Genomic DNA, 24,454 nt, shown 5'->3' with positions numbered 1-24,454 from the left:
CCCATGCCAGACCGTCCCTCCACCTTCGTGGAAACCCTGATCGAACTGACCCGGACATTGCGCGCGGCCTTCGGTGCGCGGGTCGAGAAGCACGGGCTGACCTATGCCCGCGCCCGGCTTCTGACCACCATCGGCCGGCACGAGGGCGCGAGCCAGGCGGCGCTGGCGGCGCTGATGGGTATCGAGACGCCGACGCTGAAGCGCCTGCTGGACGCGCTGGAGGAGCAGGGCCTGGCCGAGCGCCGGCCGATCCCCGAGGACGGCCGCAAGCACGCCGTCTTCCTGACCGAGGCGGCGCGGATCGAGCCGTTGCTGGGCTTTCGCGCCGAGGTCGATGCCGCGCTGGCCGAGGGCATCCCGGCCGAGGACATGGCGGTGACGCGCCGTACCCTGGCGCAGATGGCCCGGAACGCCGAGAAGCTGAGGCAGGCATGAGCGCAGGCCAGCAACCCGCCCCGGCGCCGGTTTCGGCGCTGCCGGCCTTCGTGCCGATGTCCTGGCCGGCGACGCTGGGCTATATCGGCGCCTCGGTGACCATCGGCCTGACCCAGGGCCTGGCGCAGGGCTTCGTCAGCACCAACATCCCGCAGATCGCCGGCGATCTGGGCGCCACCCAGACCCAGGCGACCTGGCTGATGGCGGCCTTCCTGATCCCGCGCGCCTCGATGCCGTTGCTGCTGATCAAGATCCGCACCCAGTTCGGCCTGCGCCGCTTTGCCGAGGTCGCGATCCTGGTCTATTTCGCCGTCTCGCTGACGGCCTTCGCGGTCTCGGACCTGCGCTCGGCGGTGGCGGTGCAGTTCTTCGCCGGCATGGCCTCGGCGCCGCTCTCGACGCTGGCCTTCATGTACATGCTGGAGCCGCTGCCGCCGGCCTGGAAGATGCGGCTGGGCCTGCCCATGGTGCTGGCCATGGTCGCGGCCGGGCCGATACTGGCGCGGGTGATCTCGCCGGCACTGATGGGCGATCACGGCTGGGACGGGCTGCATGTCATGGCGCTGGGCATGGCGGCGGTGTCGCTGGGGCTGGTCTATGCCCTGCCGCTGACCTCGCAGCCGCGCGTCAAGGTCATCGCCGCCATGGACCTGGTCAGCTGGCTGCTGATCGCCACCGGCTTCGGCGGGCTGACGGTGGCTTTCGTCATGGGCTCGATCCACTGGTGGACCGATGCGGCCTGGCTCGGCTGGGTGATGGCGCTGGCCGTGGTGACGCTGACCCTGGCCGTGGTGATCGAGCTGCACCGCAAGACGCCGCTTCTGGATATCCGCTGGCTCTCCAGCCCGGCCATGCTGCACCTGACGGCGACCCTGCTGATCTTTCGCCTGGTCTTGTCCGAGCAAAGCGCGGGCGCGCCGCGTATGTTCCAGATCCTGGGCGTGACCCAGGACCAACTGGTGCCGCTCTTCGCCCTTATCACCCTGGCGACGGTGCTGGGCGGCCTGGCGCTGGTGCCTTTCATGAAGCCCTCGCGCGTGCCGCTGTTCCACCTGATCGCGCTGGCGCTGATCGGCGCCGGCGCCTGGATGGACAGCCATTCGACCATCGACACCCGGCCGGCGCAGATGATGCTCAGCCAGGCGCTGATCGCCTTTGCCGGTTCGTTCTTCCTGGCGCCGGCGATGATGCAGGGGTTGATATCGGCCCTGGCGCGGGGGCCGGCCTATATCCTGTCCTTCATCATCGTGTTCCTGTCCACGCAGTCGCTGGGCGGCGCCATGGGCTCGGGCCTGTTCTCGACCTTCATCAACCACCGCCAGGCCATGCATCTGCAGGTCCTGCGCGAATCGATGACCACCGCCGACCCGCTGACCACCGCGGCCGTCGCCCGCAACATGGCGCTGCTGGGGCCGCAGCTGCCCGACCTGGTGGCGCGCAAGGCGCAGGCCGTGGCGCTGATCGCCCAGGACGCCAGCAACCAGGCCTATGTCATGGCCTATAACGACGCCTATTTCCTGACCTTCCTGGCGGCGGCGGCGGCGCTTTGCGCGCTTGTCCTGCACCTGTTCCGCGACTGGCTGGCGGCCCGCTTCTGGCCCCGACCAGCCAGGCCCGCCCAACCCCAGCCCGCCCAACCCCAACCCGTCCAGACCCAGCCCGCCCCGACCAGCCAACCCGAGCCCGCGAAATGACCAAAACCCATTTGATCCCCACATTGATCGCCATTGCCGCCGGCCTTGCCGGCCTGCTCATCGTGCTGTTCGCCTGGCACCTGCCGCCCTTTGCCGCGGCGCATCCGCAGACCGAGAACGCCTATATCCGCGGCAAGGTCACCAGCCTCGCGCCGCAGCTTTCGGGCTATGTGGCGGCGGTCGAGGTGCGGGACTTCCAGCCCGTCGCCGCCGGCCAGGTCATCGCCCGGCTCGACGACCGGCAATATCGCCAGAAGCTGGCCCAGGCCCAGGCCATGCTGGAAGGCGCCGAGGCGGCGCTGCAGATCCAGGAACAGAGCGTGCATTCCGCCCAGGCCAGCCTGCAATCGACCGAGGCGGCGCTGTCGGCGGCGCAGGCGGCGCGGGACACGGCGAAATCGACCTGGGACCGGACGCGGGCCCTGCAATCGCGCGGCGTGACCGCGCAAAGCTCGGCCGATCAGACCGAGCTGGCGCTGCGCCAGGCCGAGGCCGCGGTCACCCAGGCCGAAAGCGCCATCGCCGTGGCGCGCGAGAACGTCAACGGCGCCCAGGTCGGACTGGCCGCGAAACGCGCCGAGATCGCCTCGGCCCGCGCGGCGGTGGAACTGGCGCAGATCGACCTCGACAATACGGTGATCCGCGCGCCTTCCGGGGGGCGGCTGGGTCAGGTCGGGGTGCGCATCGGCCAATACGCCACCGCCGGCACGGCGTTGGTCAGCCATGTCGGCCCCGATATCTGGGTGATCGCGAACTTCAAGGAAACCCAGCTGCACGGGGTCCGCGTCGGCGACCGCGCCACCTTCACGGTGGACGCCATGCAGCACCGCGCCTTCACCGGCCGGGTCGAGGCCTTCTCGCCCGCTACCGCCTCGGAATTCAGCCTGCTGAGCTCCTCGAATGCGACGGGCAATTTCACCAAGATCGTCCAGCGCCTGCCCATCCGCATCAGCATCGACCCGGGACAGGAGATGTCGGAATACCTCGAGCCCGGCCTCTCGGTGGTGGTGACGGTGGACGAGGGCTCCGGCGCGCGTGCCGGCGCCGCCGATGCGGGGGCGTCGGGGCGATTGCCATAGGCCTTTGCATGACGCGTCACCGCCCGGGGTTCTGGGCCGCCGGTGATGTCCTTGGGAAGCTGCAGGATCTGCGGACCGAACGGACCGGGGCGGCCGCGATTTCGGCTGCCGGGATCCTGTCGGCCTGACTGCTGCCTATACCGGCCGAACAGCACAAGACCGTCCGATGCGGACGCATTCGGCCGGTCGGACGGAGAATTTCACCGCTTTCCGCAAATCTCTGATCTTCTTTGGAAAAGTGGTGAGCCCGACAGGATTCGAACCTGTGACCCACTGATTAAAAGTCAGTTGCTCTACCAACTGAGCTACGGGCCCATCGCACGGGGGGCTAACTACGGTCGGCGGCTGACAGGGTCAAGCGGAAAAATCGCCGCCTCTGGCAGAATCTTTCCGGCAGGAGTATGTCACCGCCATGGAGCACCAGCAAAACCCCGGCCAAACCGCCCCTCTGCCCTTCATGAAGATGCACGGGCTCGGCAATGATTTCGTGGTCGTGGACGGCCGCCGGACCGGCGCGCTGCCCGATGCCGCGACCGTGGCCGCCATCGCCGACCGCCATCGCGGCGTCGGCTTCGACCAGATGGCCGTCATCCTGCCCGGCGAGAATGCCGATGCGCGGCTGGTGTTCTTCAATGCCGACGGCTCGCTTTCGGCGGCCTGCGGCAATGCCACGCGCTGCGTCGCCCGCTTCCTGATGGACGAATCGGGCGCTTCGGCGCTGCGGCTGGCCACCGACCATGCCCTGCTTGCGGCCGAGGATGCCGGGGACCGGCTGACGCGGGTGAACATGGGCGCGCCGGTGCTCGATTGGGCGCGGATCCCGCTGGCCGAGGATGTCGACACCCTGCACCTGCCCATCGCGGGCGATCCGGTGGCGACCGGCATGGGCAATCCGCATCTGACCTTCTTCGTGCCCGATGCGGCGGCGGTGGACTTGGACCGTTTCGGCCCCGCGCACGAGCATCACCCGCTTTATCCGCAGCGCACCAATGTCGAGGTCGTTCAGGTCGTCTCGGACAGCGAGATCGTGCTGCGCATCTGGGAACGCGGCACCGGCATCACGCTGGCCTCGGGCTCGTGCTCCTGCGCGGCGGTGGTGGCGGCGGCGCGGCGCGGGCTGACCGGGCGCCGGGTCAGGGTCAACGTGCCCGGCGGCGTGCTGGAGATCGACTGGCGCGAGGACGGGGTCTGGATGACCGGCCCGACCGCGCATGTCTTCGACGGGGTCTGGCGCGGATGAAGGATCTGAAGCCCCCGGTTTTCGCCACCCTCGGCTGCCGGCTGAACGCCTATGAGACCGAGGCCATGCGCGAGATGGCCGAGGCCGCCGGGCTGCAGGGCGCGGTGATCGTGAACACCTGCGCGGTGACCGCCGAGGCGGTGCGCAAGGCCCGCCAGGAAATCCGCCGGCTGGCGCGCGAGAACCCCGGCGCCCCGGTCATCGTCACCGGCTGCGCCGCCCAGACCGAGCCCGAAACCTTTGCCGCCATGGCCGAGGTCAGCCGCGTCATCGGCAACCATGAAAAGATGCAGCCCGCCACCTGGGCCGCCATGCAGGCCCCCGACCTGATCGGCGAAACCGAGAAGGTGCAGGTCGACGACATCATGTCGGTGCGCGAGACCGCGGGCCACCTGATCGACGGTTTCGGCCGGCACCGCGCCTATGTGCAGGTGCAGAACGGCTGCGACCACCGCTGCACCTTCTGCATCATCCCCTATGGCCGCGGCAATTCGCGCTCGGTCCCGGCCGGGGTGGTGGTCGAACAGATCAAGCGGCTGCGCGACCGCGGCTTCAACGAGGTGGTGCTGACCGGGGTGGACCTGACCTCATGGGGCGCCGACCTGCCGGGCCAGCCGCGGCTGGGCGATCTGGTGATGCGCATCCTGCGGCTGGTGCCGGACCTGCCGCGGCTGCGCATCAGCTCGATCGATTCGATCGAGGCGGACGAGAATCTGATGCTGGCCATCGCCAGCGAGCCGCGGCTGATGCCGCATCTGCACCTGTCGCTGCAGGCCGGCGACGACATGATCCTGAAGCGGATGAAGCGCCGACACCTGCGCGACGACGCCATCCGCTTCTGCGAGGATGCCCGCAAGCTGCGCCCCGGCATCGTCTTCGGCGCCGACATCATCGCCGGCTTTCCGACCGAGACCGAGGCGATGTTCCAGAACAGCCTGAAGCTGGTCGAGGATTGCGGACTGACCTTCCTGCATGTGTTTCCCTATTCGGCACGCAAGGGGACGCCGGCGGCGCGGATGCCGCGGGTGCCGGGTCCGGCGATCCGGGATCGTGCGGCGCGGCTGCGCGCGGCGGGCGATGCGGCGCTGGCCCGCCACCTCGCGGCCGAGGTCGGGCAAAGCCGCATGGTGCTGACCGAGGGGCCGCGCCTGGGTCGGACCGAGCATTTCACCGAGGTGGCCTTCGCGCGCGACATGCCCGAGGGCACGCTGGTGGAGTTGCGCATCGCCGGTCATGACGGGCAGCGGCTGACGGTCTGATCCTTCGCCGTCGCGCCGGGGGCTGTCTGCCCCCGGACCCCCGAGAGTATTTGGAAAACAGAGAAGACGGCTTCCGGGCGGGCTCGTCGCCCCCCGCCCGATCGCAAGATGGGCTTGCCGTGCCGCGGGGCTGCCCATAATCCTTGGCCGATGACCTTGCTTTATACGCATCCTTCGGGGCACCTGCATGTGACGCCGCCCAGCCATCCCGAACAGGTGGCGCGGCTGGATGCCGTCCTGGGCGCATTGGCGGGGCTCGACCTGGCCCGGCGCGAGGCGCCGGAAGCGGCCGAGACGGACATCCTGCGCGCCCATCCGCCGGAATACCTGTCCGCGCTGCGCCGGAAATCGCCGGCCGAGGGCTGGGCCATGCTCGATTCGGACACCTATCTGGCGCCGGACAGCTTGGCGGCGGCGCGCCATGCCGTCGGCGGCGTTTGCGCCGCGGTCGATGCGGTGCTGGCCGGAGAGGCGCCCAATGCCTTCGTCGCCATGCGCCCGCCGGGCCATCATGCCGAGCGGGCGCGGGCCATGGGATTCTGCATCTTTTCCTCGGTCGCCATCGCGGCCTTGCGGGCGCTGGACCATCACCGGCTGGACCGGGTGGCGGTGCTGGATTTCGACGTGCATCACGGCAACGGCACCCAGGACGTGCTGTGGGACGAGAAGCGGGCGCTGTTCGCTTCGAGCCATCAGATACCGCTTTATCCGGGCTCGGGCGCGCCCGGCGAAAGCGGTGCGCATGGGCAGATCGTGAACGTGCCGCTGGCGCCGGGCAGCGGCGGCGAGCAGGCCCGCGCCGTCTGGCGGCAGCTCTGCGCCCGGGTCGAGGCCTGGCGGCCGCAGCTGGTGCTGGTTTCGGCCGGGTTCGACGCCCATGCCGACGATCCGCTGGCGGCGCTGATGTGGCGCGAGGCGGATTTCACCGCCATCACCCGGATGATCTGCGACGCCGCGGCCGCCTGTTCGGCCCCGGTGGTATCGGCGCTGGAAGGCGGCTATGATCTCGCCGCTCTGGGCCGCTCGGCGCGTGCCCATGTCGATGTGCTGAGGGAGACTGCGGCGTGACCGAGATCGAGAACATGTCCTTCGAGGAGGCGATGAAAGAGCTTGAGGCGACGGTCGGCCGGCTGGAACACGGCGAGGCGACGCTGGAGGAATCGATCAAGCTTTACGAACGCGGCGCCGCTCTGCGCGCGCATTGCGACAAGCGCCTGCGCGAGGCCGAGGAGCGGGTGGAAAAGATCACCCTGGCCGCCAATGGCCAGCCCAGCGGGACTGCCCCGGTCGAGGGCCTGTGATGCAGGACCGCCTTGAGGACGTGAAGGCGCAGGTGCAGGCCGCGCTGGAGGAGGCCATGGCGAATCTGCCCTCGGGCGAGCTGGCCGATGCGATGCGCTATGCCTGCATCGGCGGCAAGCGCATCCGCGCCTTCCTGGCGATGGAATCGGCGCGGCTGTTCGGGTTGCGCGACCGGGAATCGCTGCCCGTCGCCGCGGCGGTCGAGGCGTTGCACGCCTATAGCCTGGTGCATGACGACCTGCCTTCGATGGACAATGACGACCTGCGCCGTGGCCTGCCGACCGTGCATGTGCAATGGTCCGAGGCGACCGCGATCCTGGCCGGCGACGCGCTGCAAAGCCTGGCCTTCGGCCTGCTGACCGATCCGCAGATCGGCGCGGCCGAGACGCGCCTGGCGCTGATCCGCGGCTTTTCCGAGGCGGTGGGCGGGCGCGGCATGGTCTGGGGCCAGGCGCTGGACATCGCCGCCGAGACCGCCATGGAACCGCTGGACATCGTCGCCATCAAGCGGCTGCAAGGTGCCAAGACCGGCGCGCTGATCCAGTTCGCCGCCACCGCCGGCGCGGTCATGGCCGGCGAGGATCCCGGCCCGCTGGCGGAATATGCCCGCAACCTGGGCCTGGCCTTCCAGATCCAGGACGACATCCTGGACGTGACCGGCGACGAGGCCGAGACCGGCAAGCGCACCCGCAAGGACGATGCGGCGAACAAGGCGACCTTCGTCTCGCTGCTGGGCCTCGAGGGGGCGCAGGACAAGGCCCGCAAGCTGGTCCGCGCCGCCGAATCGGCGCTGGAGCCCTATGGCGAGGATGCAGGAAACTTGCGGCAGCTTGCGCGTTTCGTTATCGAACGCGACGCCTGACAGCCCGCCCGGAGAGGGGCAAGCCATGACCCAAGACCAGAACGACCGCCCCGCGACCCCCGTGCTTGACCGGGTGCGGGTGCCGTCCGATCTCAAGGATCTGACGGATCGCGAATTGCGCCAGCTTGCCGAGGAATTGCGGGCCGAGACGATCAGCGCCGTTTCCGTCACCGGCGGCCATCTGGGCGCCGGGCTGGGCGTGGTCGAGCTGACCGTGGCCCTGCACGCGGTTTTCGACGCGCCGCGCGACAAGATCATCTGGGATGTCGGCCATCAATGCTATCCGCACAAGATCCTGACCGGGCGCCGCGACCGCATCCGCACCCTGCGGATGGAGAATGGCCTGTCCGGTTTCACCAAGCGTTCGGAAAGCCCCTATGATCCGTTCGGGGCCGGGCACAGCTCGACCTCGATCAGCGCGGCGCTGGGTTTCGCCATGGCGCGCGAGCTCGGCGGCGATCCGGGCGACGCCATCGCGGTGATCGGCGACGGCGCGATGAGCGCCGGCATGGCCTTCGAGGCGCTGAACAATGCGGGCGACCTGGGCAAGCGGCTGTTCGTGGTGCTGAACGACAACGAGATGTCCATCGCGCCGCCCACCGGGGCGCTGTCGCGCTACCTGACCCGGCTTTACGCCGAGGGGCCGTTCCAGGACCTGAAGGCCGTCGCCAAGGGCGCGGTGGGGTTCCTGCCGCCCTCGTTGCAAGAGGGGGCGCGGCGCGCCAAGGAGATGCTCAAGGGCCTGACCGTCGGCGGCACCCTGTTCGAGGAACTGGGCTTTTCTTATATCGGCCCGGTCGACGGCCACGACCTCGACCAGCTTCTGCCGCTGCTGCGCACCGTCAAGGCGCGGGCCGACGGGCCGGTGCTGATCCACGCGGTGACCCGCAAGGGCAAGGGCTACGGTCCGGCCGAGCGCGCCGCCGACAAGGGCCATGCCACGGCGAAATTCGACGTGGCGACGGGCGCGCAGGCCAAGGCCAAGTCGAACGCGCCCAGCTATACCTCGGTCTTTGCCCGCGCGCTGGTCGATCAGGCCAGCCGCGACGACAAGATCGTGGCGGTGACGGCGGCGATGCCGGACGGCACCGGGCTGAACCTGTTCGCCGAGCGTTTCCCGCGCCGCTGCTTCGACGTGGGCATCGCGGAACAACATGCGGTGACCTTCTCGGCCGGGCTGGCGGCGGGGGGGCTGAAGCCGTTCTGCGCGCTTTACTCGACCTTCCTGCAGCGCGGCTATGACCAGGTCGTGCATGACGTGGCGATCCAGCGACTGCCGGTCCGCTTCGCCATCGACCGCGCCGGGCTGGTCGGCGCCGATGGCGCAACCCATGCCGGGGCCTATGACGTGGCCTTTCTGGCCAACCTGCCCGGCTTCGTGGTCATGGCCGCCGCCGACGAGGCCGAACTGGCGCATATGGTCGCCACCGCCGCCGCCTATGACGAGGGCCCCATCGCCTTCCGCTATCCGCGCGGCGAGGGCATGGGCGTCGAGATGCCCGAGCGCGGCCAGCCGCTGCAGATCGGCAAGGCCCGCGTGATCGCCGAGGGCAAGCGCGTCGCCATCCTGTCGCTGGGCACCCGCCTGGGCGAGGTCATGCGCGCGCGCGAGGCGCTGCTGGCGCGGGGCATCACCCCCACCGTGGTCGATGCCCGCTTTGCCAAGCCCCTGGACCGCGAGCTGATTCTGCGCCTGGCCCGCACGCATGAGGCGCTGATCACCATCGAGGAGGGCGCGGTCGGCGGCTTCGGGTCGCTCGTCGCGCAACTTCTTGCCGATGAAGGGGTTTTCGACGACGGTCTGCGCTTCCGCCAGATGGTCCTGCCCGATACATTCATTGATCATGCCAGCCCCGAGGCCATGTATCGCGACGCCCGCATGTCCGCCCCCGACATCGAGGCCAAGGTGCTGGACGTCCTTGGCGTGGCGCTGGCCAAACGCGCCTGAGAGGTGACAATGCTGCGTATCCTCATGGCCGGCCTGGTGCTGGCTTTTCCGGTCACGGCGATGGCCGGCGACTATCTGCCGAACCTGTTCGACGTCACCGTGGTCGAGACCTGGGACACCTTGAACGTGCGCGAGGCGCCGGACGGCAAGGCCAAGGTCATCGGCAAGCTGGCCTCGACCGCCAAGGGGGTCGAGCTTCTGGGTCGCGACGCGTCGGGCAAATGGGGCCGGGTCAATGTCGGCGAGGGCTCGGGCTGGGTGGCGCTGCGCTTCCTCAAGCCGCAATCCTCGGCCTGGAAACCGGCCGAGCTGCCGCTGACGCTGAACTGCAGCGGCACCGAACCCTTCTGGTCCTTCAAGACCGTCGAGAAGGGGTTGGTGTTCAGCGAGCCCGACCAGCCCGAGCGTCCGCTGTCGCTGCGCAAGGTCATGGATCGCGGCATCGAGGGCGAGCCGATGCGCGGCATCATCGCCGGCGACGACAAGGGCCGCCTGACCGCCGTGATCCAGCCCGAACAATGCTCGGACGGCATGTCGGACCGCGCCTTCGCGCTGGGGGTGACGGTGATCCTGGACGGGCAGGAGCAGCCGTCGCGCATGCTGACCGGCTGCTGCTCGATCGCGCCCTAAACCGTGATGCCCTCGGCCCGCGCCAGCGCCGCAAGGCCGGCGCGGTAATCGGGATAGCGCAGCGTCACGCCCAGCTCGCGCTTGATGCGGGCGTTCGAGACGCGCTTGTTCTCGGCATAGAAGCTGCGCGCCATCGGCGTCATCTCGGCACTGGCATAGTCCTCGGTCGGCGGCAAGGGCAGGCCCAGCAGTTCCGCGGCATGGCCGATCACCGCCTCGGGCGGGGCCGGATCGTCGTCGCAGACATTGTAGACCGCCCCCGGCCGCGGCGCGTGGATCGAGGCCAGCAGCACCCGCGCGATATCCTCGGCATGGATGCGCGAAAACACCTGGCCCGGCTTGACGATGCGCCGCGCCGTGCCCGCCCGGACCTTGGCAAAGGGGCCGCGCCCGGGCCCGTAGATCCCGGCCAGACGGAAGATGTGCAGCGGCAGGCCGTGTTCCGCCGCCAATTGCTGCCAGCCCTGCTCGGCCGCGACCCGCTCATGCCCGCGGCGGGTCGAGGGGGTCAGGGGCGTGTCCTCGTCGACCCAGCCGCCGCCGTGGTCGCCATAGACCCCGGTGGTGGACAGATAGCCCAGCCAGCGCGGCCGCGCGGCGGCGATCTCGGCGCCGAACCCCGCCAGGACCGGGTCCGCGCCCCGCTCCGGCGCCACCGAAACCAGGATCGCATCGGCCCCGGCGATGGCCTGTCGGACCGCTGCATCGTCGCCCGGCCAGATCAGCGGCTCGGCGCCGGCCTCGGCGACGCGGGCGGCATCGGCGCGGGTGGTGCCGGCGACCTGCCAGCCCCGGGCCAGCAGCAGCGGCGTCAGGAAACCGGCGGTATAGCCGTGCCCGAAGACCAGCATCCTCATGCCCGTCCCCGCAGGATTTCGGCGGCGATGGCGAAGCTGCGATGCCGCGCCGCCTGGTCGTAAACATTGCCGACCAGGATCAGCTCGTCGGGGCGGTAGCGGGCGATCAGCTCCTCGAGCCGCGCCGCCACGGTGGCCGGTGCGCCCACGGCGCTGACCGACAGCGCCTGCTCGACCATGGGCAGGACATGCGCCGGCACCGCGTTCTGGATGTCGTCGACCGGCGGCGGCAACAGGCCGGGCATGCCGGTGCGCAGCCGCGCAAAGGAAATCATCTGGCTGGTGCGCAGCCGCTGCGCCTCGGCGTCGGTTTCGGCGGCGATGACGTTCACCGCCAGCATGAAGCGCGGCTTCTGGCCGAACTCGGTCGGCTCGAAACGGTCGCGGTAAAGCTGCACCGCCTGGTCGAGATCGCCGGGCGCGAAATGGCTGGCGAAGGCATAGGGCAGGCCCAGCACGGCGGCGAGGCTCGCCCCATAAAGCGACGAGCCGAGGATCCAGACCGGCAGGTTCGTGCCTTCGCCGGGATGGGCCGCGACCGGGGCGCCGGGGCGCGGCGGGCCCAGATAGCGCAGCAGCTCGACCACATCATTGGGAAAATCCTCGTTGCGCTGCATCGAGCGGCGCAGCGCGTGCATGACCGCGCCGTCGCCGCCCGGCGCGCGGCCGAGCCCCAGGTCGATGCGGTCGCCATGGATGGTCGCCAGGGTGCCGAACTGCTCGGCGATGGCCAGCGGCGCGTGGTTCGGCAGCATGACGCCGCCGGCGCCGACGCGGATGGTATGCGTATGGTCGGCGACATGGCCGATCAGCACAGCGGTGGCGGCGCTGGCGATGCCGGGCATGTTGTGATGCTCGGCCAGCCAGAAGCGGCTGTAACCCCAGCCCTCGGCGGCCTGCGCCAGCGCGACGGAATTGGCGATGGCCTGCCGCGCGTCCGAGCCTTCGGCCACCACCGCCAGGTCGAGAATGGAAAATTCCATGCGGATCACTCCTTTGTCCCAGTCAGATAGGGCCTCCGCTGCCGGCTTGCCAGCCCGCGGCGGCGCTGGCACTCTCCGGCGAAACTGGAGAATGCGCATGTTGACCGACAGCCGGAGACTTCCCATCGAGACGCCCGAGCCCGCCGAGCAGGTCCATTTCGACGATCCGGCCGCCGCCGTGGCGCGGCTGATCGAACTTTACCAGCGCGCCTCGCATTTCCTGCTGGACCGTTTCCTCGCCACGCTGGAGGGCAACCGGCCGCAGGCGCGGTATCGCGCGTTCTACCCCGAGTTGCGGCTGACCGTGCCGGTCCATTCCAAGACGGATTCGCGCCTGTCCTTCGGCCATGTGGCGCTGCCCGGAACCTATTCCACCTCGATCACCCGGCCGGACCTTTTCTGCGGCTACCTGACCGAGCAGATCGGGCTGCTGATGAAGAACCACGGCGTCGCGGTCTCGATCTCGGACAGCGATACGCCGATGCCGGTGCATTTCGCCGTGGCCACGCAAAGCGACCTGAACGTGCCGCAGGAAGGCGTGCTGAGCTATTCGCTGCGCGACGTCTTCGACGTGCCGGACCTGAACACGATGAACGACGACATCGTGAACGGCACCGCGGGGCCGAACCCGGACGGCAGCCAGCCCCTGGCGCCGTTCACGGCGCAGCGGGTGGATTACTCGCTGGCGCGGCTGTCGCATTACACCGCGACCTTGCCTGAGCATTTCCAGAATTTCGTGATGTTCACCAATTACCAGTTCTATGTGGACGAGTTCGAGCTTTTCGCCCGTCGGGCGCTGGCCGATCCCCATTCGGGCTATACCGAATTCGTCGCGCCCGGGAACCAGGTGCTGGAACGCGCCGAGGACATCATCGCCACCGGCGCCAAGATGCCGCAGATGCCGGCCTATCACCTGAAGCGCCCGGACGGCGACGGCATCACCCTGGTCAATATCGGCGTCGGGCCGTCCAACGCCAAGACCGCGACCGACCATATCGCGGTCCTGCGGCCGCATGCCTGGCTGATGGTCGGCCATTGCGCGGGGCTGCGCAACTCGCAGTCGCTGGGCGATTTCGTCCTCGCCCATGCCTATCTGCGCGAGGATCATGTGCTTGATGACGACCTGCCGGTCTGGGTGCCGATCCCGGCCCTGGCCGAGGTGCAGGTCGCCCTGCAGGAGGCGGTGGCCGAGGTCACGCGGCTGGACGGCTATGAGCTGAAGCGGATCATGCGCACCGGCACCGTCGCCACCATCGACAACCGCAACTGGGAACTGCGCGACCAGTCCGGTCCGGTGCAGCGCCTGTCGCAGTCGCGCGCCATCGCGCTGGACATGGAAAGCGCCACCATCGCCGCGAACGGCTTCCGCTTCCGGGTGCCCTATGGCACGCTGCTCTGCGTTTCGGACAAGCCGCTGCATGGCGAGCTGAAACTGCCCGGCATGGCGACGGATTTCTATCGCACCCAGGTCGCGAACCACCTGCTGATCGGCATCCGGGCGATGGAAAAATTGCGCGCGACTCCGCTGGAACGCATCCACTCGCGGAAGTTGAGGTCCTTCAATGAGACCGCTTTCCTCTGACAAGGCGGGTCCGGGCCGTTTTCGCTGCGTCCGATCCGCGAAAACAAAGGAAAATGCTTGAACTGCGCGCAAAAAGCTTGTGTAGCGGCTTTCGTGCCGCCAAGGTGGCGTCCGAAAATTTCCCGAACGGGAAACAACGAGGAGACAGAACATGGCCCAGGCCGCTTCGAAACCGATGACCAAGACTCAGCTCGTCGCCACGCTGGCCGATGAAATGGGCAGCGACAAGAAAACCGCCGCCGCGGCTCTTGACGCGCTCTCGGCCGTCGTGTCGCGCACTGTTGCCGAAGGCGGCGCCGTCACCCTGCCGGGCATCGGCAAGGTCGCCTGCCGCGCCCGCCCCGAGCGTCAGGTCCGCAACCCGCAGACCCAGGAAATGATGACGAAGCCCGCCGACAAGGTGGTCAAGGTCACCATCGCCAAGGCGCTGAAAGACAGCGTGAACGCCTGATCCCAGGCGCTCGTGTCAGGAGGGGCCGCGCAGCCGATGCGCGGCCCTTCTTCGTTTTCGCGGCCGCCGCGCCGCGCCTTTTCACCGTTTTGCAAATACCCATGCGGCCATGCAACCGTCGCTGCCGTGCGGGTATTTGCAAAACGGTGAAGGAAGCCGGCCGGGCCCAGCCTGATCTGCCGGGGCGCGTCGCGGTCGCGACGGGTCTTGGCGCGACGAAGACGCGCCTTGGGTTGCGCCCGCGGCGGGGTCTGCTAGGCCTTGGCGTGACAAGGGAGGCGTGCCATGGATTTCAGAGCCATCCTGATGGGCTTCGGCTTCGCGGTCGTCTGGGCCTCGGCCTTCACCACGACGCGGATCATCGTGCTGGCGGCGCCGCCGCTGACCGCGCTGGTCATCCGCTTCGCGCTTTCGGCGCTGGTCGCGATCCCGCTGGCCTGGGCGATGGGGCAGAGCTGGCGGCTCAGCCGGGCCGAGTGGCGCACCGTCATCGTTTTCGGCCTGTGCCAGAACGCGCTTTACCTGGGGCTCAACTGGATCGCCATGCAGCATGTCGAGGCATCGGCCGCCTCGATCATCGCCTCGATGATGCCGCTGCTGGTCGCCTTCCTGGGCTGGCTGATCCATGGCGAGACGTTGCGCCCCGTCGCCGTGGCCGGGTTGGTTGCCGGAATCCTCGGCGTCACCCTGATCATGGGCGTGCGGTTGCAGCATGGCCTTGATATTCCCGGTCTGATCATGTGCCTGGTGGCGGTGGTGGCGCTGACCGTCGCCACGCTGGCCGCACGGGGGGCGGGCGGCAGCCGCAACATGATGATGATCGTCGGCCTGCAGATGGCGGTGGGGGCGCTGGCCCTGCTGGTCCCGGCCGTGGCGATGGAATGGGGCCGTCCGGTCGAATGGAGCTTCGGCCTGGTCTGGGCCTTTCTTTACACCGTCGCCGCGCCGGGCATCGGCGCGACCTGGCTGTGGTTCCTGCTGGTCAACCGCATCGGCGCGGTGCGGGCGGCGACCTTCCATTTCCTGTCGCCGATCTTCGGCGTCGCCATCGCCGCCGCCATGCTGGGCGAGCGGTTCGGCCTGTCGGACGTGCTGGGGGCGCTGATCGTCGCCGCTGGCATCCTGATGGTGCAGCTGGCGCGGATCCCCGGCACCCCGCCTGCCGGCACGTCTCAGCCGTCGAAATCCCCCGCCGCCGCCATCGAGGGGCGCGACTGAATCCGCCGCGCCCAGTCGTCGACGGCGGGCGGGCGCGGCATTCCCTCGCCGAAGAACAGGAAGGGCGAGGCGATCAGCAGGTCCGCCGCCGAGAAGGTGTCGCCCAGCAGCCAGGGCTGCCCGGACAGCACCTGGTCCAGCCTCTGGATGGCGGTGTCGTAGTCGCGAAAGGTCGCCTTCAGCGCCGGATGTTCGATGCCGAAGAAGTTCAGGATCGCGACCGGCTCCAGCACGCCCTGATACCAGCTGAGCCAGCCGAGATACTGGCCGCGCTTCGGATCGCCGGGCAGCGGACCCAGACCGGCCTCGGGAAACAGGTCGGTCAGGTAAAGCATGATGGCGCCGCGCTCGCGCACCCAATCCTCGCCATTGACCAGATAGGGCACCTTGCCTTCGGGATGCGGGTTCGCCGGATCGGCGCCGCCGCTGCCGTCCTGCCGGGGGATCGTGACTTCGCGGATGCGGATCCTGTCGAGAAGGTCGAGTTCCTTCAGCAGCGCGATCACGCTGGAGGAGCGGCTTTTCGGAGCGTGGTAGAGGGTCAGCATCTTGGCCTCCTTGGGTTGCGGGGGCATGATGGCGCCGGAACCCTGACAGAAGGTGACAGCATGTCCCGCACCGACCGGCTGATGCGCCTGATGGACGCCATGCGCCGCCTGCCCGCGCCGGTGACCGCCGCGCGGCTGGCCGAGGAGACCGGGGTTTCGCCCCGCCAGCTTTATCGCGACATCGCCACGCTGCGCGCCGGCGGCGCGCTGATCGACGGCGAGGCGGGGCTGGGCTACACGCTGACCGAAGACCCGGCCCTGCCGCCGCAAAGCTTCTCGCGGCTGGAGATCGAGGCGTTGCTGCTGGCCATCTCGGGCCTGCGCACGCTGGGCGATCCCGAGCTGGCCCGCGCGGGCGAGGATGCCATGGCCCGCATCATCGCCACCCTGCCGGAAAGCCAGGGCCGCCACGCCATGCACGCCACCATGCGGCTGTTCCGCGAGCCCTCGCCGCGCCCGGCGCTGCATGTGGACATGGCGCTGCTGCGCCAGGCCCTGTGGGAGGAGCGCAGCCTGATCATCGACTATCTGGACCTGCAGGGCCGGACCAGCACGCGCGAGATCTGGCCGCTAGGCATGTCCTACAGCGACAATCACATGATGCTGCTGGCGCATTGCCGGCTGCGGCAGGATTTCCGCACCTTTCACATTCCGCGCATCCAGGCGCTGCGGCCGGGCGGCGACAGCTTCCGGCCGCGCCGCGTGGCCCTGGTGCGCGACTACGTCGCCTGCCGCGCTATTCCGCCGCCACCGGGGTGAAGATCGCCGTGGCGCGGTCGCAGCGGTAATGCGCCAGGTGATCCGGCGCGCGCCCGGCCAGGTCGCAGACGGCGTCCAGGATCGCCTCGACCTCGGCGCGCGGGGCGGCCCAGCACAGGTTCAGCCGCACGAAGCCGGGCTTCTCGATCTCGTCCCCGGCCAGGATCGCGGCGCGCAGCCGGGCCGAATCCTGGGGCCCCAGCCCCAGCAGGTGATGGACGTAAGGCCCGGCGCAAGCGCAGCCGCCGCGCGCCTGCACGCCGTAAAGGTCCGACAGCATCCGCGTCGCCAGTTGCTGATGGATGTATCCGCCCCGCCCGTCGCGGATGCGGAAGCTGAAGAAGGGCAGGCGCGGCGCGTCCAGCTTGCCCAGCAGCTCGATGCGCGGATGGTGGCGCAGCCGCGCCATCCCCAGCGCCAGCCATTCGGCATTGCGCGCCGCGATCCGCTCCTCTCCTGCGGCAGCCTTGGTCAGCAAGACCAGGGCGGCGCGGATGTCGCCGATCACGTTCGGGGTGCCGCCTTCCTCGCGCGCCTCCAGCGACAGGGAGTAATCGTGGCCTTCGGGCGAGACGAAACGCACCGTGCCGCCGCCGGGCAGGGTGGGACGGTCGGCCAGCACCGCGTCGCGGCGCAGGATCATCACGCCCGAGGCGCCCGGCCCGCCGATGAACTTGTGCGGCGAGAGCACCACCGCATCCATGCCCAGCCGCATGTCGATGGGCAGATAGGGCGCGCCGCCGGCATGGTCCCAGACCGCCCTGGCCCCCGCCGCCTTCAGGATGCGCGTGACCTCGGCCACGTCGGTCAGCGTGCCGGTGACATTCGAGGCGGCCGAGAAACTGCCGATCACCGGCCCGGCTGCGCGCGCCAGCGTCTGCCGCAAAGCCGCCAGGTCCGGGCCGCCGGTCGCGGCCTCGGGGATCGTCACCACCTCGGCGCCGCTTTCGCGCCAGGGCAGGATGTTCGAGTGATGCTCGTAGGGCCCGATCAGCACCGTGGTCCCCGGTCCGGCGGCCAGCAGATGCACCAGCCGGTTGATGCCCTGCGTGGCGCCCGAGCCGGTGAAGATCACCGCATGGTCCGGGCCGGCATGGGTGCAGAACCCGATCGCCTCGCGCGCCGCGCGGCGCAGCCGGGTCATGGCGCCGCCGCAATGGCTGGCCTCGGTATGGCTGTTGGCATACCAGGGCAGGACGTTTTCCATCACCCAGTCCTCGATGGGCCGCAGCGCCCGACCCGAGGCGATGTAATCGGCATAGATCATCCGCCGCGGCCCGAAGGGTCCGTCGATCACCGCGTCGCGGCCGATCACGCCATCATGGATCTTCTGCAGCGGGTTGTCGCCCAGCCGGGCAAGATAGCTGTCGAAAGGCGGCATCGGGTTCCTCTTGGTCATGCGACCATCTTGACCCGTCGACAGCGAGAAATCATTCTGAATATCTACAGATATTCCAGTTATAGGTTGTCAAATGAACGGTAAATATCTTTCAATGGACGAAATTGACAACCGTCTTTTGGCGCTGCTGCAGCGCGATGCCGCCCTGTCGCAGCGCGAGCTGGCCGAGCGGGTGGGCCTGTCGCAGAATGCCTGCTGGCGGCGCTTGCAGCGGTTGACCAAGGCCGGGGTGCTGCAAGGCAGTCGTGCGGTCATCGACGCGGCGGCGCTGGGACTGGGGCTGACGGTGTTCATCATGATCCGCACCCGCCATCACGACGACGCCTGGGCGCGGCGTTTCCGCGCCCGCATCGAATCGCTGCCGCAGATCACCGAGTTCCATCGCATCGGCGGCGAATGGGACTATATGGCCAAGGCGGTGGTGGGCGGCATGGCGGGCTATGACGCGCTTTACAAGCGGCTGATCGCCGACATGGATCTGGAACGCGTCACCGGCGTTTTCTCGATGGAGACGATCTTCGAGGGCCGGCCGCTGTCCCCGGCTTGATTTTCACGAAATGTTCTACATCTTCGGGTCATGCGCGCCGATTCCATCCTGTTCCCGACCGAAGCCGGTCTGTTCTGCCCCGCGGGCGGCTTTCATATCGACCCGCTGCAGCCGGTCGCGCGCGCGCTGATCACCCACGGCCATTCCGACCATGCCCGCTTTGGCCATGGCGCGGTCATGGCCACCGCCGAGACGCTGGAGATCATGCGGCTGCGCATGGGCGACGGCTTTGCCGGCGCGACCCAGGTGGCCGAAGGGGAAACCCGCATCGGCGGCGTCACCGTCGGCTTTCACCCGGCCGGGCATGTGCTGGGATCAAGCCAGATCGCGGTCGAGGCCGGCGGTTGCCGCATCGTCGTTTCGGGCGATTACGCCCGCCAGCCGAACCCGACCTGCACGCCCTTCCAGCCGGTGCCCTGCGACGTCTTCGTGACCGAGGCGACCTTCGGCCTGCCGGTGTTCCGCTTTCCCGAGCCCTCGACGCAGGTGGACAAGCTGCTCGCCAGCATGGCCGAGTTTCCCGACCGCCCGCATCTGGTCGGCGCCTATGCGCTGGGCAAGGCGCAGCATGTCATCGCGCTGATGCGCGAGGCCGGCTATGACGCGCCCATCGCCATCCATGGCGCGCTGCGGGTGCTGTGCGATTTCTATGCCTCCCGCGGCGTCGATCTGGGCGTGCTGGTGCCGGCCACCGCCGAGGAGGTGGCGGCGCAACTGGTGATCGCCCCGCCCTCGGCCTTTTCCAGCCCCTGGGTGCAGCGCTTCCGCGACCCGGTGATCGGTTTCGCCTCGGGCTGGATGGCGGTGCGGGCGCGGGCGCGGCAGCGCGGCGTCGAGCTGCCGCTGGTCATCAGCGACCATGTCGACTGGCCGGCGCTGACCGCTACGCTGGCGGAACTGGCGCCCGCCGAGGTCTGGGTCACCCATGGCGCCGAGGATGGCGTGATGCGTTGGTGCGAGCTGGCGCAGATCCCCGCCCGGCCGCTGCGGCTGGTGGGCTACGAGGACGAGGCGGAATGAAGGCCTTTGCCGCCCTGCTGGAACGGCTGGCCTTCACGCCGGCGCGGAATGCCAAGCTGCAGCTTTTGCAGCATTATCTGGAACGCACGCCGGACCCGGATCGCGGCTGGGCCTTGGCGGCGCTGACCGGCGATCTGGAACTGCGCCGGGTCACGCCCTCGCTTCTGCGCGGGCTGGCGGCCGAGCGGGTGGACGCCGAGCTTCTGGCGCTGAGCTATGATTTCGTCGGCGACCTGGCCGAGACCATCGCGCTGGTCTGGCCCGAGGGGGCCGAGGACGGTCCCTCGTTGTCCCAGACGGTGGAACTGTTGCAGGGGACCGGCAAGGCGGCGCTGCCCGGCGCCATCGCCGCGATGCTGGACCGGCTGGGCCCGTCCGAGCGGCTGGCCTTTCTGAAGCTCGCCACCGGCAATCTGCGGGTCGGCGTCTCGGCCCGCATGGCGCGGATGGCGCTGGCGGCGATGGGGGCGCCCTCGGTCCCCGAGATCGAGGAGATCTGGCATGGCCTCGCCCCGCCCTATGGCTCGTTGTTCGGCTGGCTGGGCGGCGGGGCGCGGCCGGACAGCGCGGCGCTGGCGCCGTTCCGGCCGGTGATGCTGTCCACGCCGACCGATCTGGAAGAATTGCGCGCGCTGGACCCCGGCGAGTATTTCGCGGAATGGAAATGGGACGGCATCCGCGTGCAGGCGGTCAGCGAAGGCGGGATGCGGCGGCTGTATTCCCGCACCGGCGAGGATATCTCGCATGCTTTTCCCGATGTGATCGAAGCGATGGATTTCGAAGGCAGCGCCGATGGCGAGCTGATCGTGCGGCGCGACGGCGAGGTTGCGCCTTTCGGCGAGCTGCAGAAGCGGCTGAACCGCAAGACCGTGGGCAAGGGGCTGCTGACCAGCCATCCGGCCGGGCTGCGGCTTTACGACCTGCTGCTTTGGGACGGCCGCGACCTGCGCGCCGAGCCGCTGGAGGCGCGGCGCGCGGTGTTGGAGGCGGTGGATTTCGGCGCCCGCATCGACCTTTCGCCGCTTCTGGACTTCGCCTCGTGGGAGGATCTGGCGGCGCTGCGCGCCGAGCCGCCGGCGGCGGTGATCGAGGGGGTGATGATCAAGCGCCGCGACAGCGCCTATCTCTCCGGCCGGCCGCGCGGGCCCTGGTTCAAGTGGAAGCGCGATCCCATGGTGATCGACGCGGTGCTGATCTATGCGCAGCGCGGCCATGGCAAGCGGTCGGGTTTTCATTCCGATTTCACCTTCGGGTTGTGGGACGGCGGCGAGCTGGTGCCGGTGGGCAAGGCCTATTTCGGCTTCACCGATGCCGAACTACGCGAGCTGGACCGGTTCGTGCGCCAGAACACCGTCGAGCGGTACGGGCCGGTGCGGGCTTTGGCGCCGAAGCTGGTGGTCGAGGTCGCCTTCGAGGGGCTGAACCGATCGACCCGGCACCGCTCGGGCGTGGCGATGCGCTTTCCGCGCATCAGCCGCATCCGCTGGGACAAGCCGGCGGCCGAGGCCGATCACCTGGCCACGCTCGAGGCGATGCTGTGATCTTGCCGCCGGCGTTTCAGGATTGGTTCGCCCGTCAGGGCTGGCAGCCGCACCCGCATCAGCTGGCGCTGCTGGCGGCCGAGGGCGACAGCCTGCTGATCGCACCGACCGGCGGCGGCAAGACGCTGGCGGGGTTCCTGCCCTCGCTGGTGGAACTGGCGCAGGCGGCACGGCCGCAGGATGGGTATTTGGGCAACAGAGAAGCGGCGCAGGGCGGCCTGCATACGCTTTACGTTTCGCCGCTGAAGGCGCTGACGGCGGATATCGGCCGCAACCTGGCCCGGCCGGTGGCGGAATTGGGGCTGGGCATCCGCGTCGAGGATCGGACCGGCGATACCGGGCAGAGCCAGCGCCGGCGCCAGCGCGTCGATCCGCCCGAGATCCTGCTGACGACCCCGGAAAGCCTGGCCTTGATGCTGAGCTATCCCGAGGCGCCGGCGATCTTCGGCGGCTTGCGCCGGGTGGTGCTGGACGAGTTGCACGCCCTGGCCGAGAGCAAGCGCGGCGACCAGCTGATGCTGGGCCTGGCGCGGCTGCGGCGGCTGGCTCCGGGGCTGCTGGTCACGGGGCTGTCGGCCACCGTCGAGGATCCGGCGGCATTGGCGCGTTTCATGGCCGGAGCCGCGCCGGTGACGGTGGTCGAGGCCGATCCCGGGCCCGAGCCGGATATCGCCATGCTGCCCACCGCGCGCCCGGCGCCCTGGTCCGGCGGCGGCGGGCATCATGCCATCCCCGAGGTGCTGGCGGCGGTGAAATCGGCCCGCACCACGATCATTTTCATCAACACCCGTGCCCAGGCCGAGCTGTTCTTCCAGGCGCTTTGGGCCGCGAATGACGGGAACCTGCCCATCGGCCTGCATCACGGCAGCCTGGCGCGCGAGCAGCGGGCCCGGGTCGAGGCGGCGATGGCGGCGGGCGAGCTGCGCGCCGTGGTCGCGACCGGCAGCCTGGACCTGGGCATCGACTGGGGCGCCGTCGATCTGGTGATCCAGGTCGGGGCGCCCAAGAACGTCAAGCGGCTGGTGCAGCGCATCGGCCGGGCGAACCACCGCTACAACGCGCCCTCGAAGGCGCGGATCGTGCCGGCGAACCGCTTCGAGCAGATCGAATGCATCGCCGCGCTGGAGGCGGTGCGGGAACGCGACCTGGACGGCGATCCGCGCGGACCGGGGCCCTTGGACGTGCTGTGTCAGCATATCCTGCTGACCGCCTGCGCCGCGCCCTTCGACGCCGATGCGCTTTATGCCGAGGTGGTGACGGCCGGCCCTTATCGCGGGCTGACGCGGGGGGATTTCGACGCCTGCCTGGATTTCGCCGCGACCGGGGGCTACGCCTTGCGTGCCTATGACCGCTGGCAGCGGCTGATGCTGCGGACCGGCCTGTGGCAGCTGCGCGACCCGCGGGCAGCGAAACTGCTGCGGATGAATGTCGGCACCATCGTCGAGGCCGAGATGGTGAAGGTCCGGCTGCGCGGCCGCGGCGGCGCGCCCTTGGGCGAGGTCGAGGAGGGCTTTGCCGCCAGCCTGACCCCCGGCGACAGCTTCCTGATCGGCGGCCGGGTGGTGCGCATGGACGCGATGCGCGAGATGGTGATCGAGGTCACGCCCGCCCCGACCCGGCAGCCCAAGATCGCGGTCTATTCCGGCGTCAAGCTGGCCATGTCCACGCAACTGTCCCATCGCGTGCTGGCGCTGATCGGCGATCCGGCGCGGCACGGCGCCTTGCCGGCGCAGACCCGCGACTGGCTGGATCTGCAGGCCCAGGTTTCGGCGCTGCCCCAGCCGGGTTTGCTGCTGTCGGAAAGCTTTCCCCATGCCGGGCTGTGGCATTTCGCGCTTTACGGTTTCGCCGGGCGCAATGCCCTGCAGACGCTGGGCCTGCTGCTGACCCGCGAAATGGAGGAACAAGGGTTGGGCCCGCTGGGTTTCCTGTCCACCGATTACGCGCTGCTGGTCTGGTCGCTGGACCCGCTGCGCTATCCGGCGCCGCTGCTGGACCGGGCGCGGCTGCGGGCGGGGCTGGGCGACTGGCTGGGCGGGAATGCGGTGATGAAGCGCAGCTTCCGCACTGTCGCCACCGTCGCCGGGCTGATCCAGCGCAACATGCCGGGGCAACGCAAGACCGGGCGGCAGGCGACATTTTCCAGCGACATCCTTTACGACACCCTGCGCAAATACGATCCCGGCCACCTGCTGCTGCGCATCACCGCCGAGGAGGCGGGCCGGGGCCTGGTCGATTTCGGCCGGATCGAGGAAATGCTGGACCGCTCGCCCCGGCGCGAGCATCGGATGCTCGACCGCGTCTCGCCCATGGCCGCGCCCTTGCTGCTGGAGGTCGGCCGGGTGCCGATCCGTGGCGAGGGTCGCGAGCGGCTGGCGCAGATCGAGGCCGAAGCGCTGATGGCCGAGGCAGGGCTGGAAGGGATCGCATGAACGGATACGGCTTCGATTTCCATGGCTTGCGGCTTGAGGCGCGGGCCTCGGGCGCGCTGTGGTGGGCGGATGGCGGCTGGCTGATCGTGGCCGATCTGCACCTGGGCAAGTCCGAACGCATGGCCCGGCGCGGCGGTGCGCTTTTGCCGCCCTATGAGGGGCTGGCGACGCTGGAGCGGCTGGCGGCCGAGATCGCGGCCCTGCGGCCGAGCCGCGTCGTCAGCCTGGGCGACGGGTTCGACGATCTGGCGGCGGCCGAGGCGCTGGACCCGCTGGTCGTCACTGCCCTCTCGCGGTTGGCGCAGCGCTGCGACTGGCTGTGGATCGGCGGCAATCACGATCCGGGCGCGCCGGCCGGCCTGCCCGGACAGGCGGCGGAGAGCGTCATGCTGGGCGGCGTCGCGCTGCGGCACGAGGCAGGTTCCGGGCCGGATATTTCCGGCCATTTCCATCCGGTGGTGCGGCTTGCCGGCGAACGGCGCCGCGCCTTCCTGCTGGGACCGGACCACCTGCTGCTGCCGGCCTTCGGCGTCTATACCGGCGGGCTGTCGCATGACGATCCGGCGCTGCGGGCGCTGGTTCCGCGCGGCCTGGCGATCGCCTGCGGCCGCCGCGCCATCGCCTTGCCGGTCGGCCTGAGGCGCTGACGAAAAAGGGCCGCCCAAAGG

23 protein-coding genes and 1 tRNA gene are annotated in these 24,454 nt (G+C 69.5%); 19 read left to right on the top strand and 5 right to left on the bottom strand.

The annotated features are described in order from the left end of the window. The first annotated feature begins 3 nt into the window (after positions 1 to 3). The 3 genes from NBE95_RS03530 to NBE95_RS03520 are packed head-to-tail and all read left to right on the top strand — an operon-like array spanning position 4 to position 3,208. Positions 4 to 435, top strand: a complete 432-nt coding sequence (locus NBE95_RS03530; RefSeq protein ID WP_289894494.1) for a MarR family transcriptional regulator — start codon at positions 4 to 6, stop codon at positions 433 to 435. After that, a complete protein-coding gene (locus NBE95_RS03525) occupies positions 432 to 2,129 on the top strand; it encodes an MFS transporter (RefSeq protein ID WP_289894493.1) in 1,698 nt (565 codons plus the stop codon). The genes NBE95_RS03530 and NBE95_RS03525 overlap by 4 nt, the downstream gene beginning before the upstream one ends. Then, on the top strand, positions 2,126 to 3,208 hold the full coding sequence (locus NBE95_RS03520; RefSeq protein WP_289894492.1) for an HlyD family secretion protein: 1,083 nt from the start codon (positions 2,126 to 2,128) through the stop codon (positions 3,206 to 3,208). The genes NBE95_RS03525 and NBE95_RS03520 overlap by 4 nt, the downstream gene beginning before the upstream one ends. Positions 3,209 to 3,447: 239 nt before the next feature. Here the strand turns inward: NBE95_RS03520 and NBE95_RS03515 are convergent. Continuing rightward, positions 3,448 to 3,523: transfer RNA gene (locus tag NBE95_RS03515), tRNA-Lys, on the bottom strand. Between the two features lie 97 nt (positions 3,524 to 3,620). On the opposite strand from NBE95_RS03515, the gene dapF reads away from it, so the two are divergent. The 7 genes from dapF (at position 3,621) to NBE95_RS03480 (ending at position 10,449) form a co-directional block, all read left to right on the top strand. Next, positions 3,621 to 4,448 (top strand): diaminopimelate epimerase, encoded by an 828-nt coding sequence (dapF, locus tag NBE95_RS03510; RefSeq protein ID WP_289894491.1) that lies wholly within the window; start codon positions 3,621 to 3,623, stop codon positions 4,446 to 4,448. A gap of 5 nt (positions 4,449 to 4,453) precedes the next feature. After that, positions 4,454 to 5,707, top strand: a complete 1,254-nt coding sequence (mtaB, locus tag NBE95_RS03505; protein WP_289894823.1) for a tRNA (N(6)-L-threonylcarbamoyladenosine(37)-C(2))-methylthiotransferase MtaB — start codon at positions 4,454 to 4,456, stop codon at positions 5,705 to 5,707. A gap of 150 nt (positions 5,708 to 5,857) precedes the next feature. Then, entirely contained in the window at positions 5,858 to 6,775 is a 918-nt protein-coding gene (locus NBE95_RS03500) for a histone deacetylase family protein (protein ID WP_289894490.1), read from the top strand. After that, positions 6,772 to 7,008 carry an exodeoxyribonuclease VII small subunit gene (locus tag NBE95_RS03495; RefSeq protein WP_289894489.1) on the top strand — a complete coding sequence of 79 codons (237 nt, stop codon included), beginning with the start codon at positions 6,772 to 6,774 and terminating at the stop codon, positions 7,006 to 7,008. The genes NBE95_RS03500 and NBE95_RS03495 overlap by 4 nt, the downstream gene beginning before the upstream one ends. Continuing rightward, positions 7,008 to 7,871: a farnesyl diphosphate synthase gene (locus NBE95_RS03490; protein WP_289894488.1), complete on the top strand. Its 864-nt coding sequence runs from the start codon at positions 7,008 to 7,010 to the stop codon at positions 7,869 to 7,871. The genes NBE95_RS03495 and NBE95_RS03490 overlap by 1 nt, the downstream gene beginning before the upstream one ends. Positions 7,872 to 7,896: 25 nt before the next feature. Further along, complete coding sequence (gene dxs, locus NBE95_RS03485) at positions 7,897 to 9,819, top strand: 1-deoxy-D-xylulose-5-phosphate synthase (protein ID WP_289894487.1); 1,923 nt, start codon at positions 7,897 to 7,899, stop codon at positions 9,817 to 9,819. A gap of 9 nt (positions 9,820 to 9,828) precedes the next feature. Next, positions 9,829 to 10,449 (top strand): SH3 domain-containing protein, encoded by a 621-nt coding sequence (locus NBE95_RS03480; RefSeq protein ID WP_289894486.1) that lies wholly within the window; start codon positions 9,829 to 9,831, stop codon positions 10,447 to 10,449. Here the strand turns inward: NBE95_RS03480 and NBE95_RS03475 are convergent. Further along, a complete protein-coding gene (locus NBE95_RS03475) occupies positions 10,446 to 11,306 on the bottom strand; it encodes an SDR family oxidoreductase (RefSeq protein WP_289894485.1) in 861 nt (286 codons plus the stop codon). The genes NBE95_RS03480 and NBE95_RS03475 overlap by 4 nt on opposite strands. Next, the gene (locus NBE95_RS03470) at positions 11,303 to 12,289 is read right to left on the bottom strand and encodes an LLM class flavin-dependent oxidoreductase (protein WP_289894484.1); all 987 of its coding nucleotides are present in this window, start codon (positions 12,287 to 12,289) and stop codon (positions 11,303 to 11,305) included. Before NBE95_RS03470 ends, NBE95_RS03475 begins: the two co-directional genes overlap by 4 nt. A gap of 97 nt (positions 12,290 to 12,386) precedes the next feature. On the opposite strand from NBE95_RS03470, the gene NBE95_RS03465 reads away from it, so the two are divergent. From NBE95_RS03465 to NBE95_RS03455, 3 genes are all read left to right on the top strand, one after another. Next, entirely contained in the window at positions 12,387 to 13,871 is a 1,485-nt protein-coding gene (locus tag NBE95_RS03465; RefSeq protein ID WP_289894483.1) for an AMP nucleosidase, read from the top strand. 151 nt (positions 13,872 to 14,022) lie between these two features. After that, on the top strand, positions 14,023 to 14,322 hold the full coding sequence (locus NBE95_RS03460; protein ID WP_019352361.1) for an HU family DNA-binding protein: 300 nt from the start codon (positions 14,023 to 14,025) through the stop codon (positions 14,320 to 14,322). A 285-nt stretch (positions 14,323 to 14,607) separates the two neighbouring features. Next, the gene (locus tag NBE95_RS03455) at positions 14,608 to 15,540 is read left to right on the top strand and encodes a DMT family transporter (protein WP_289894482.1); all 933 of its coding nucleotides are present in this window, start codon (positions 14,608 to 14,610) and stop codon (positions 15,538 to 15,540) included. Here the strand turns inward: NBE95_RS03455 and NBE95_RS03450 are convergent. After that, positions 15,495 to 16,088 (bottom strand): glutathione S-transferase family protein, encoded by a 594-nt coding sequence (locus tag NBE95_RS03450; RefSeq protein ID WP_289894481.1) that lies wholly within the window; start codon positions 16,086 to 16,088, stop codon positions 15,495 to 15,497. The two genes, NBE95_RS03455 and NBE95_RS03450, sit on opposite strands and share 46 nt — an antisense overlap. Before the next feature lie 60 nt (positions 16,089 to 16,148). Here NBE95_RS03450 and NBE95_RS03445 point away from each other — a divergent pair, with 60 nt between their 5' ends. After that, positions 16,149 to 16,847 (top strand): YafY family protein, encoded by a 699-nt coding sequence (locus tag NBE95_RS03445; RefSeq protein WP_289894480.1) that lies wholly within the window; start codon positions 16,149 to 16,151, stop codon positions 16,845 to 16,847. Here the strand turns inward: NBE95_RS03445 and NBE95_RS03440 are convergent. Next, positions 16,825 to 18,246, bottom strand: a complete 1,422-nt coding sequence (locus NBE95_RS03440; RefSeq protein WP_289894479.1) for an aminotransferase class V-fold PLP-dependent enzyme — start codon at positions 18,244 to 18,246, stop codon at positions 16,825 to 16,827. The genes NBE95_RS03445 and NBE95_RS03440 overlap by 23 nt on opposite strands. A gap of 73 nt (positions 18,247 to 18,319) precedes the next feature. On the opposite strand from NBE95_RS03440, the gene NBE95_RS03435 reads away from it, so the two are divergent. From NBE95_RS03435 to pdeM, 5 genes are read left to right on the top strand one after another with little or no spacing between them, the layout of a single operon-like run. Continuing rightward, positions 18,320 to 18,793: an Lrp/AsnC family transcriptional regulator gene (locus NBE95_RS03435; RefSeq protein WP_289894478.1), complete on the top strand. Its 474-nt coding sequence runs from the start codon at positions 18,320 to 18,322 to the stop codon at positions 18,791 to 18,793. A gap of 30 nt (positions 18,794 to 18,823) precedes the next feature. Then, on the top strand, positions 18,824 to 19,813 hold the full coding sequence (locus NBE95_RS03430) for a ligase-associated DNA damage response exonuclease (RefSeq protein WP_289894477.1): 990 nt from the start codon (positions 18,824 to 18,826) through the stop codon (positions 19,811 to 19,813). Next, the gene (locus NBE95_RS03425) at positions 19,810 to 21,354 is read left to right on the top strand and encodes a cisplatin damage response ATP-dependent DNA ligase (protein WP_289894476.1); all 1,545 of its coding nucleotides are present in this window, start codon (positions 19,810 to 19,812) and stop codon (positions 21,352 to 21,354) included. Before NBE95_RS03430 ends, NBE95_RS03425 begins: the two co-directional genes overlap by 4 nt. After that, positions 21,351 to 23,786 (top strand): ligase-associated DNA damage response DEXH box helicase, encoded by a 2,436-nt coding sequence (locus NBE95_RS03420; protein WP_289894475.1) that lies wholly within the window; start codon positions 21,351 to 21,353, stop codon positions 23,784 to 23,786. The genes NBE95_RS03425 and NBE95_RS03420 overlap by 4 nt, the downstream gene beginning before the upstream one ends. Beyond that, the gene (pdeM, locus tag NBE95_RS03415) at positions 23,783 to 24,433 is read left to right on the top strand and encodes a ligase-associated DNA damage response endonuclease PdeM (RefSeq protein ID WP_289894474.1); all 651 of its coding nucleotides are present in this window, start codon (positions 23,783 to 23,785) and stop codon (positions 24,431 to 24,433) included. The genes NBE95_RS03420 and pdeM overlap by 4 nt, the downstream gene beginning before the upstream one ends. Positions 24,434 to 24,454 lie beyond the last annotated feature (21 nt).

The sequence above is a fragment of the Paracoccus sp. TOH genome (assembly GCF_030388245.1).
GTDB classification, from domain to species: Bacteria; Pseudomonadota; Alphaproteobacteria; order Rhodobacterales; family Rhodobacteraceae; genus Paracoccus; species Paracoccus simplex.
The sequence above is the reverse complement of the archived record's forward strand: the minus strand, read 5'-3'. Positions and strand labels throughout refer to the sequence as shown.

What these genes read in the sequence shown, in the direction of transcription:
- NBE95_RS03430 (WP_289894477.1), top strand. Translation starts at nt 18,824, where the DNA reads ATGCGCGCCGATTCCATCCTGTTCCCGACCGAAGCCGGTCTGTTCTGC.
- dapF (WP_289894491.1), top strand. Translation starts at nt 3,621, where the DNA reads ATGGAGCACCAGCAAAACCCCGGCCAAACCGCCCCTCTGCCCTTCATG.
- NBE95_RS03480 (WP_289894486.1), top strand. Translation starts at nt 9,829, where the DNA reads ATGCTGCGTATCCTCATGGCCGGCCTGGTGCTGGCTTTTCCGGTCACG.
- NBE95_RS03520 (WP_289894492.1), top strand. Translation starts at nt 2,126, where the DNA reads ATGACCAAAACCCATTTGATCCCCACATTGATCGCCATTGCCGCCGGC.
- NBE95_RS03500 (WP_289894490.1), top strand. Translation starts at nt 5,858, where the DNA reads ATGACCTTGCTTTATACGCATCCTTCGGGGCACCTGCATGTGACGCCG.
- NBE95_RS03465 (WP_289894483.1), top strand. Translation starts at nt 12,387, where the DNA reads ATGTTGACCGACAGCCGGAGACTTCCCATCGAGACGCCCGAGCCCGCC.
- NBE95_RS03490 (WP_289894488.1), top strand. Translation starts at nt 7,008, where the DNA reads ATGCAGGACCGCCTTGAGGACGTGAAGGCGCAGGTGCAGGCCGCGCTG.
- NBE95_RS03435 (WP_289894478.1), top strand. Translation starts at nt 18,320, where the DNA reads ATGAACGGTAAATATCTTTCAATGGACGAAATTGACAACCGTCTTTTG.
- pdeM (WP_289894474.1), top strand. Translation starts at nt 23,783, where the DNA reads ATGAACGGATACGGCTTCGATTTCCATGGCTTGCGGCTTGAGGCGCGG.
- NBE95_RS03525 (WP_289894493.1), top strand. Translation starts at nt 432, where the DNA reads ATGAGCGCAGGCCAGCAACCCGCCCCGGCGCCGGTTTCGGCGCTGCCG.
- NBE95_RS03425 (WP_289894476.1), top strand. Translation starts at nt 19,810, where the DNA reads ATGAAGGCCTTTGCCGCCCTGCTGGAACGGCTGGCCTTCACGCCGGCG.
- dxs (WP_289894487.1), top strand. Translation starts at nt 7,897, where the DNA reads ATGACCCAAGACCAGAACGACCGCCCCGCGACCCCCGTGCTTGACCGG.
- NBE95_RS03450 (WP_289894481.1), bottom strand. Translation starts at nt 16,088, where the DNA reads ATGCTGACCCTCTACCACGCTCCGAAAAGCCGCTCCTCCAGCGTGATC.
- NBE95_RS03470 (WP_289894484.1), bottom strand. Translation starts at nt 12,289, where the DNA reads ATGGAATTTTCCATTCTCGACCTGGCGGTGGTGGCCGAAGGCTCGGAC.
- NBE95_RS03460 (WP_019352361.1), top strand. Translation starts at nt 14,023, where the DNA reads ATGGCCCAGGCCGCTTCGAAACCGATGACCAAGACTCAGCTCGTCGCC.
- NBE95_RS03455 (WP_289894482.1), top strand. Translation starts at nt 14,608, where the DNA reads ATGGATTTCAGAGCCATCCTGATGGGCTTCGGCTTCGCGGTCGTCTGG.
- NBE95_RS03475 (WP_289894485.1), bottom strand. Translation starts at nt 11,306, where the DNA reads ATGAGGATGCTGGTCTTCGGGCACGGCTATACCGCCGGTTTCCTGACG.
- NBE95_RS03445 (WP_289894480.1), top strand. Translation starts at nt 16,149, where the DNA reads ATGTCCCGCACCGACCGGCTGATGCGCCTGATGGACGCCATGCGCCGC.
- NBE95_RS03530 (WP_289894494.1), top strand. Translation starts at nt 4, where the DNA reads ATGCCAGACCGTCCCTCCACCTTCGTGGAAACCCTGATCGAACTGACC.
- NBE95_RS03440 (WP_289894479.1), bottom strand. Translation starts at nt 18,246, where the DNA reads ATGACCAAGAGGAACCCGATGCCGCCTTTCGACAGCTATCTTGCCCGG.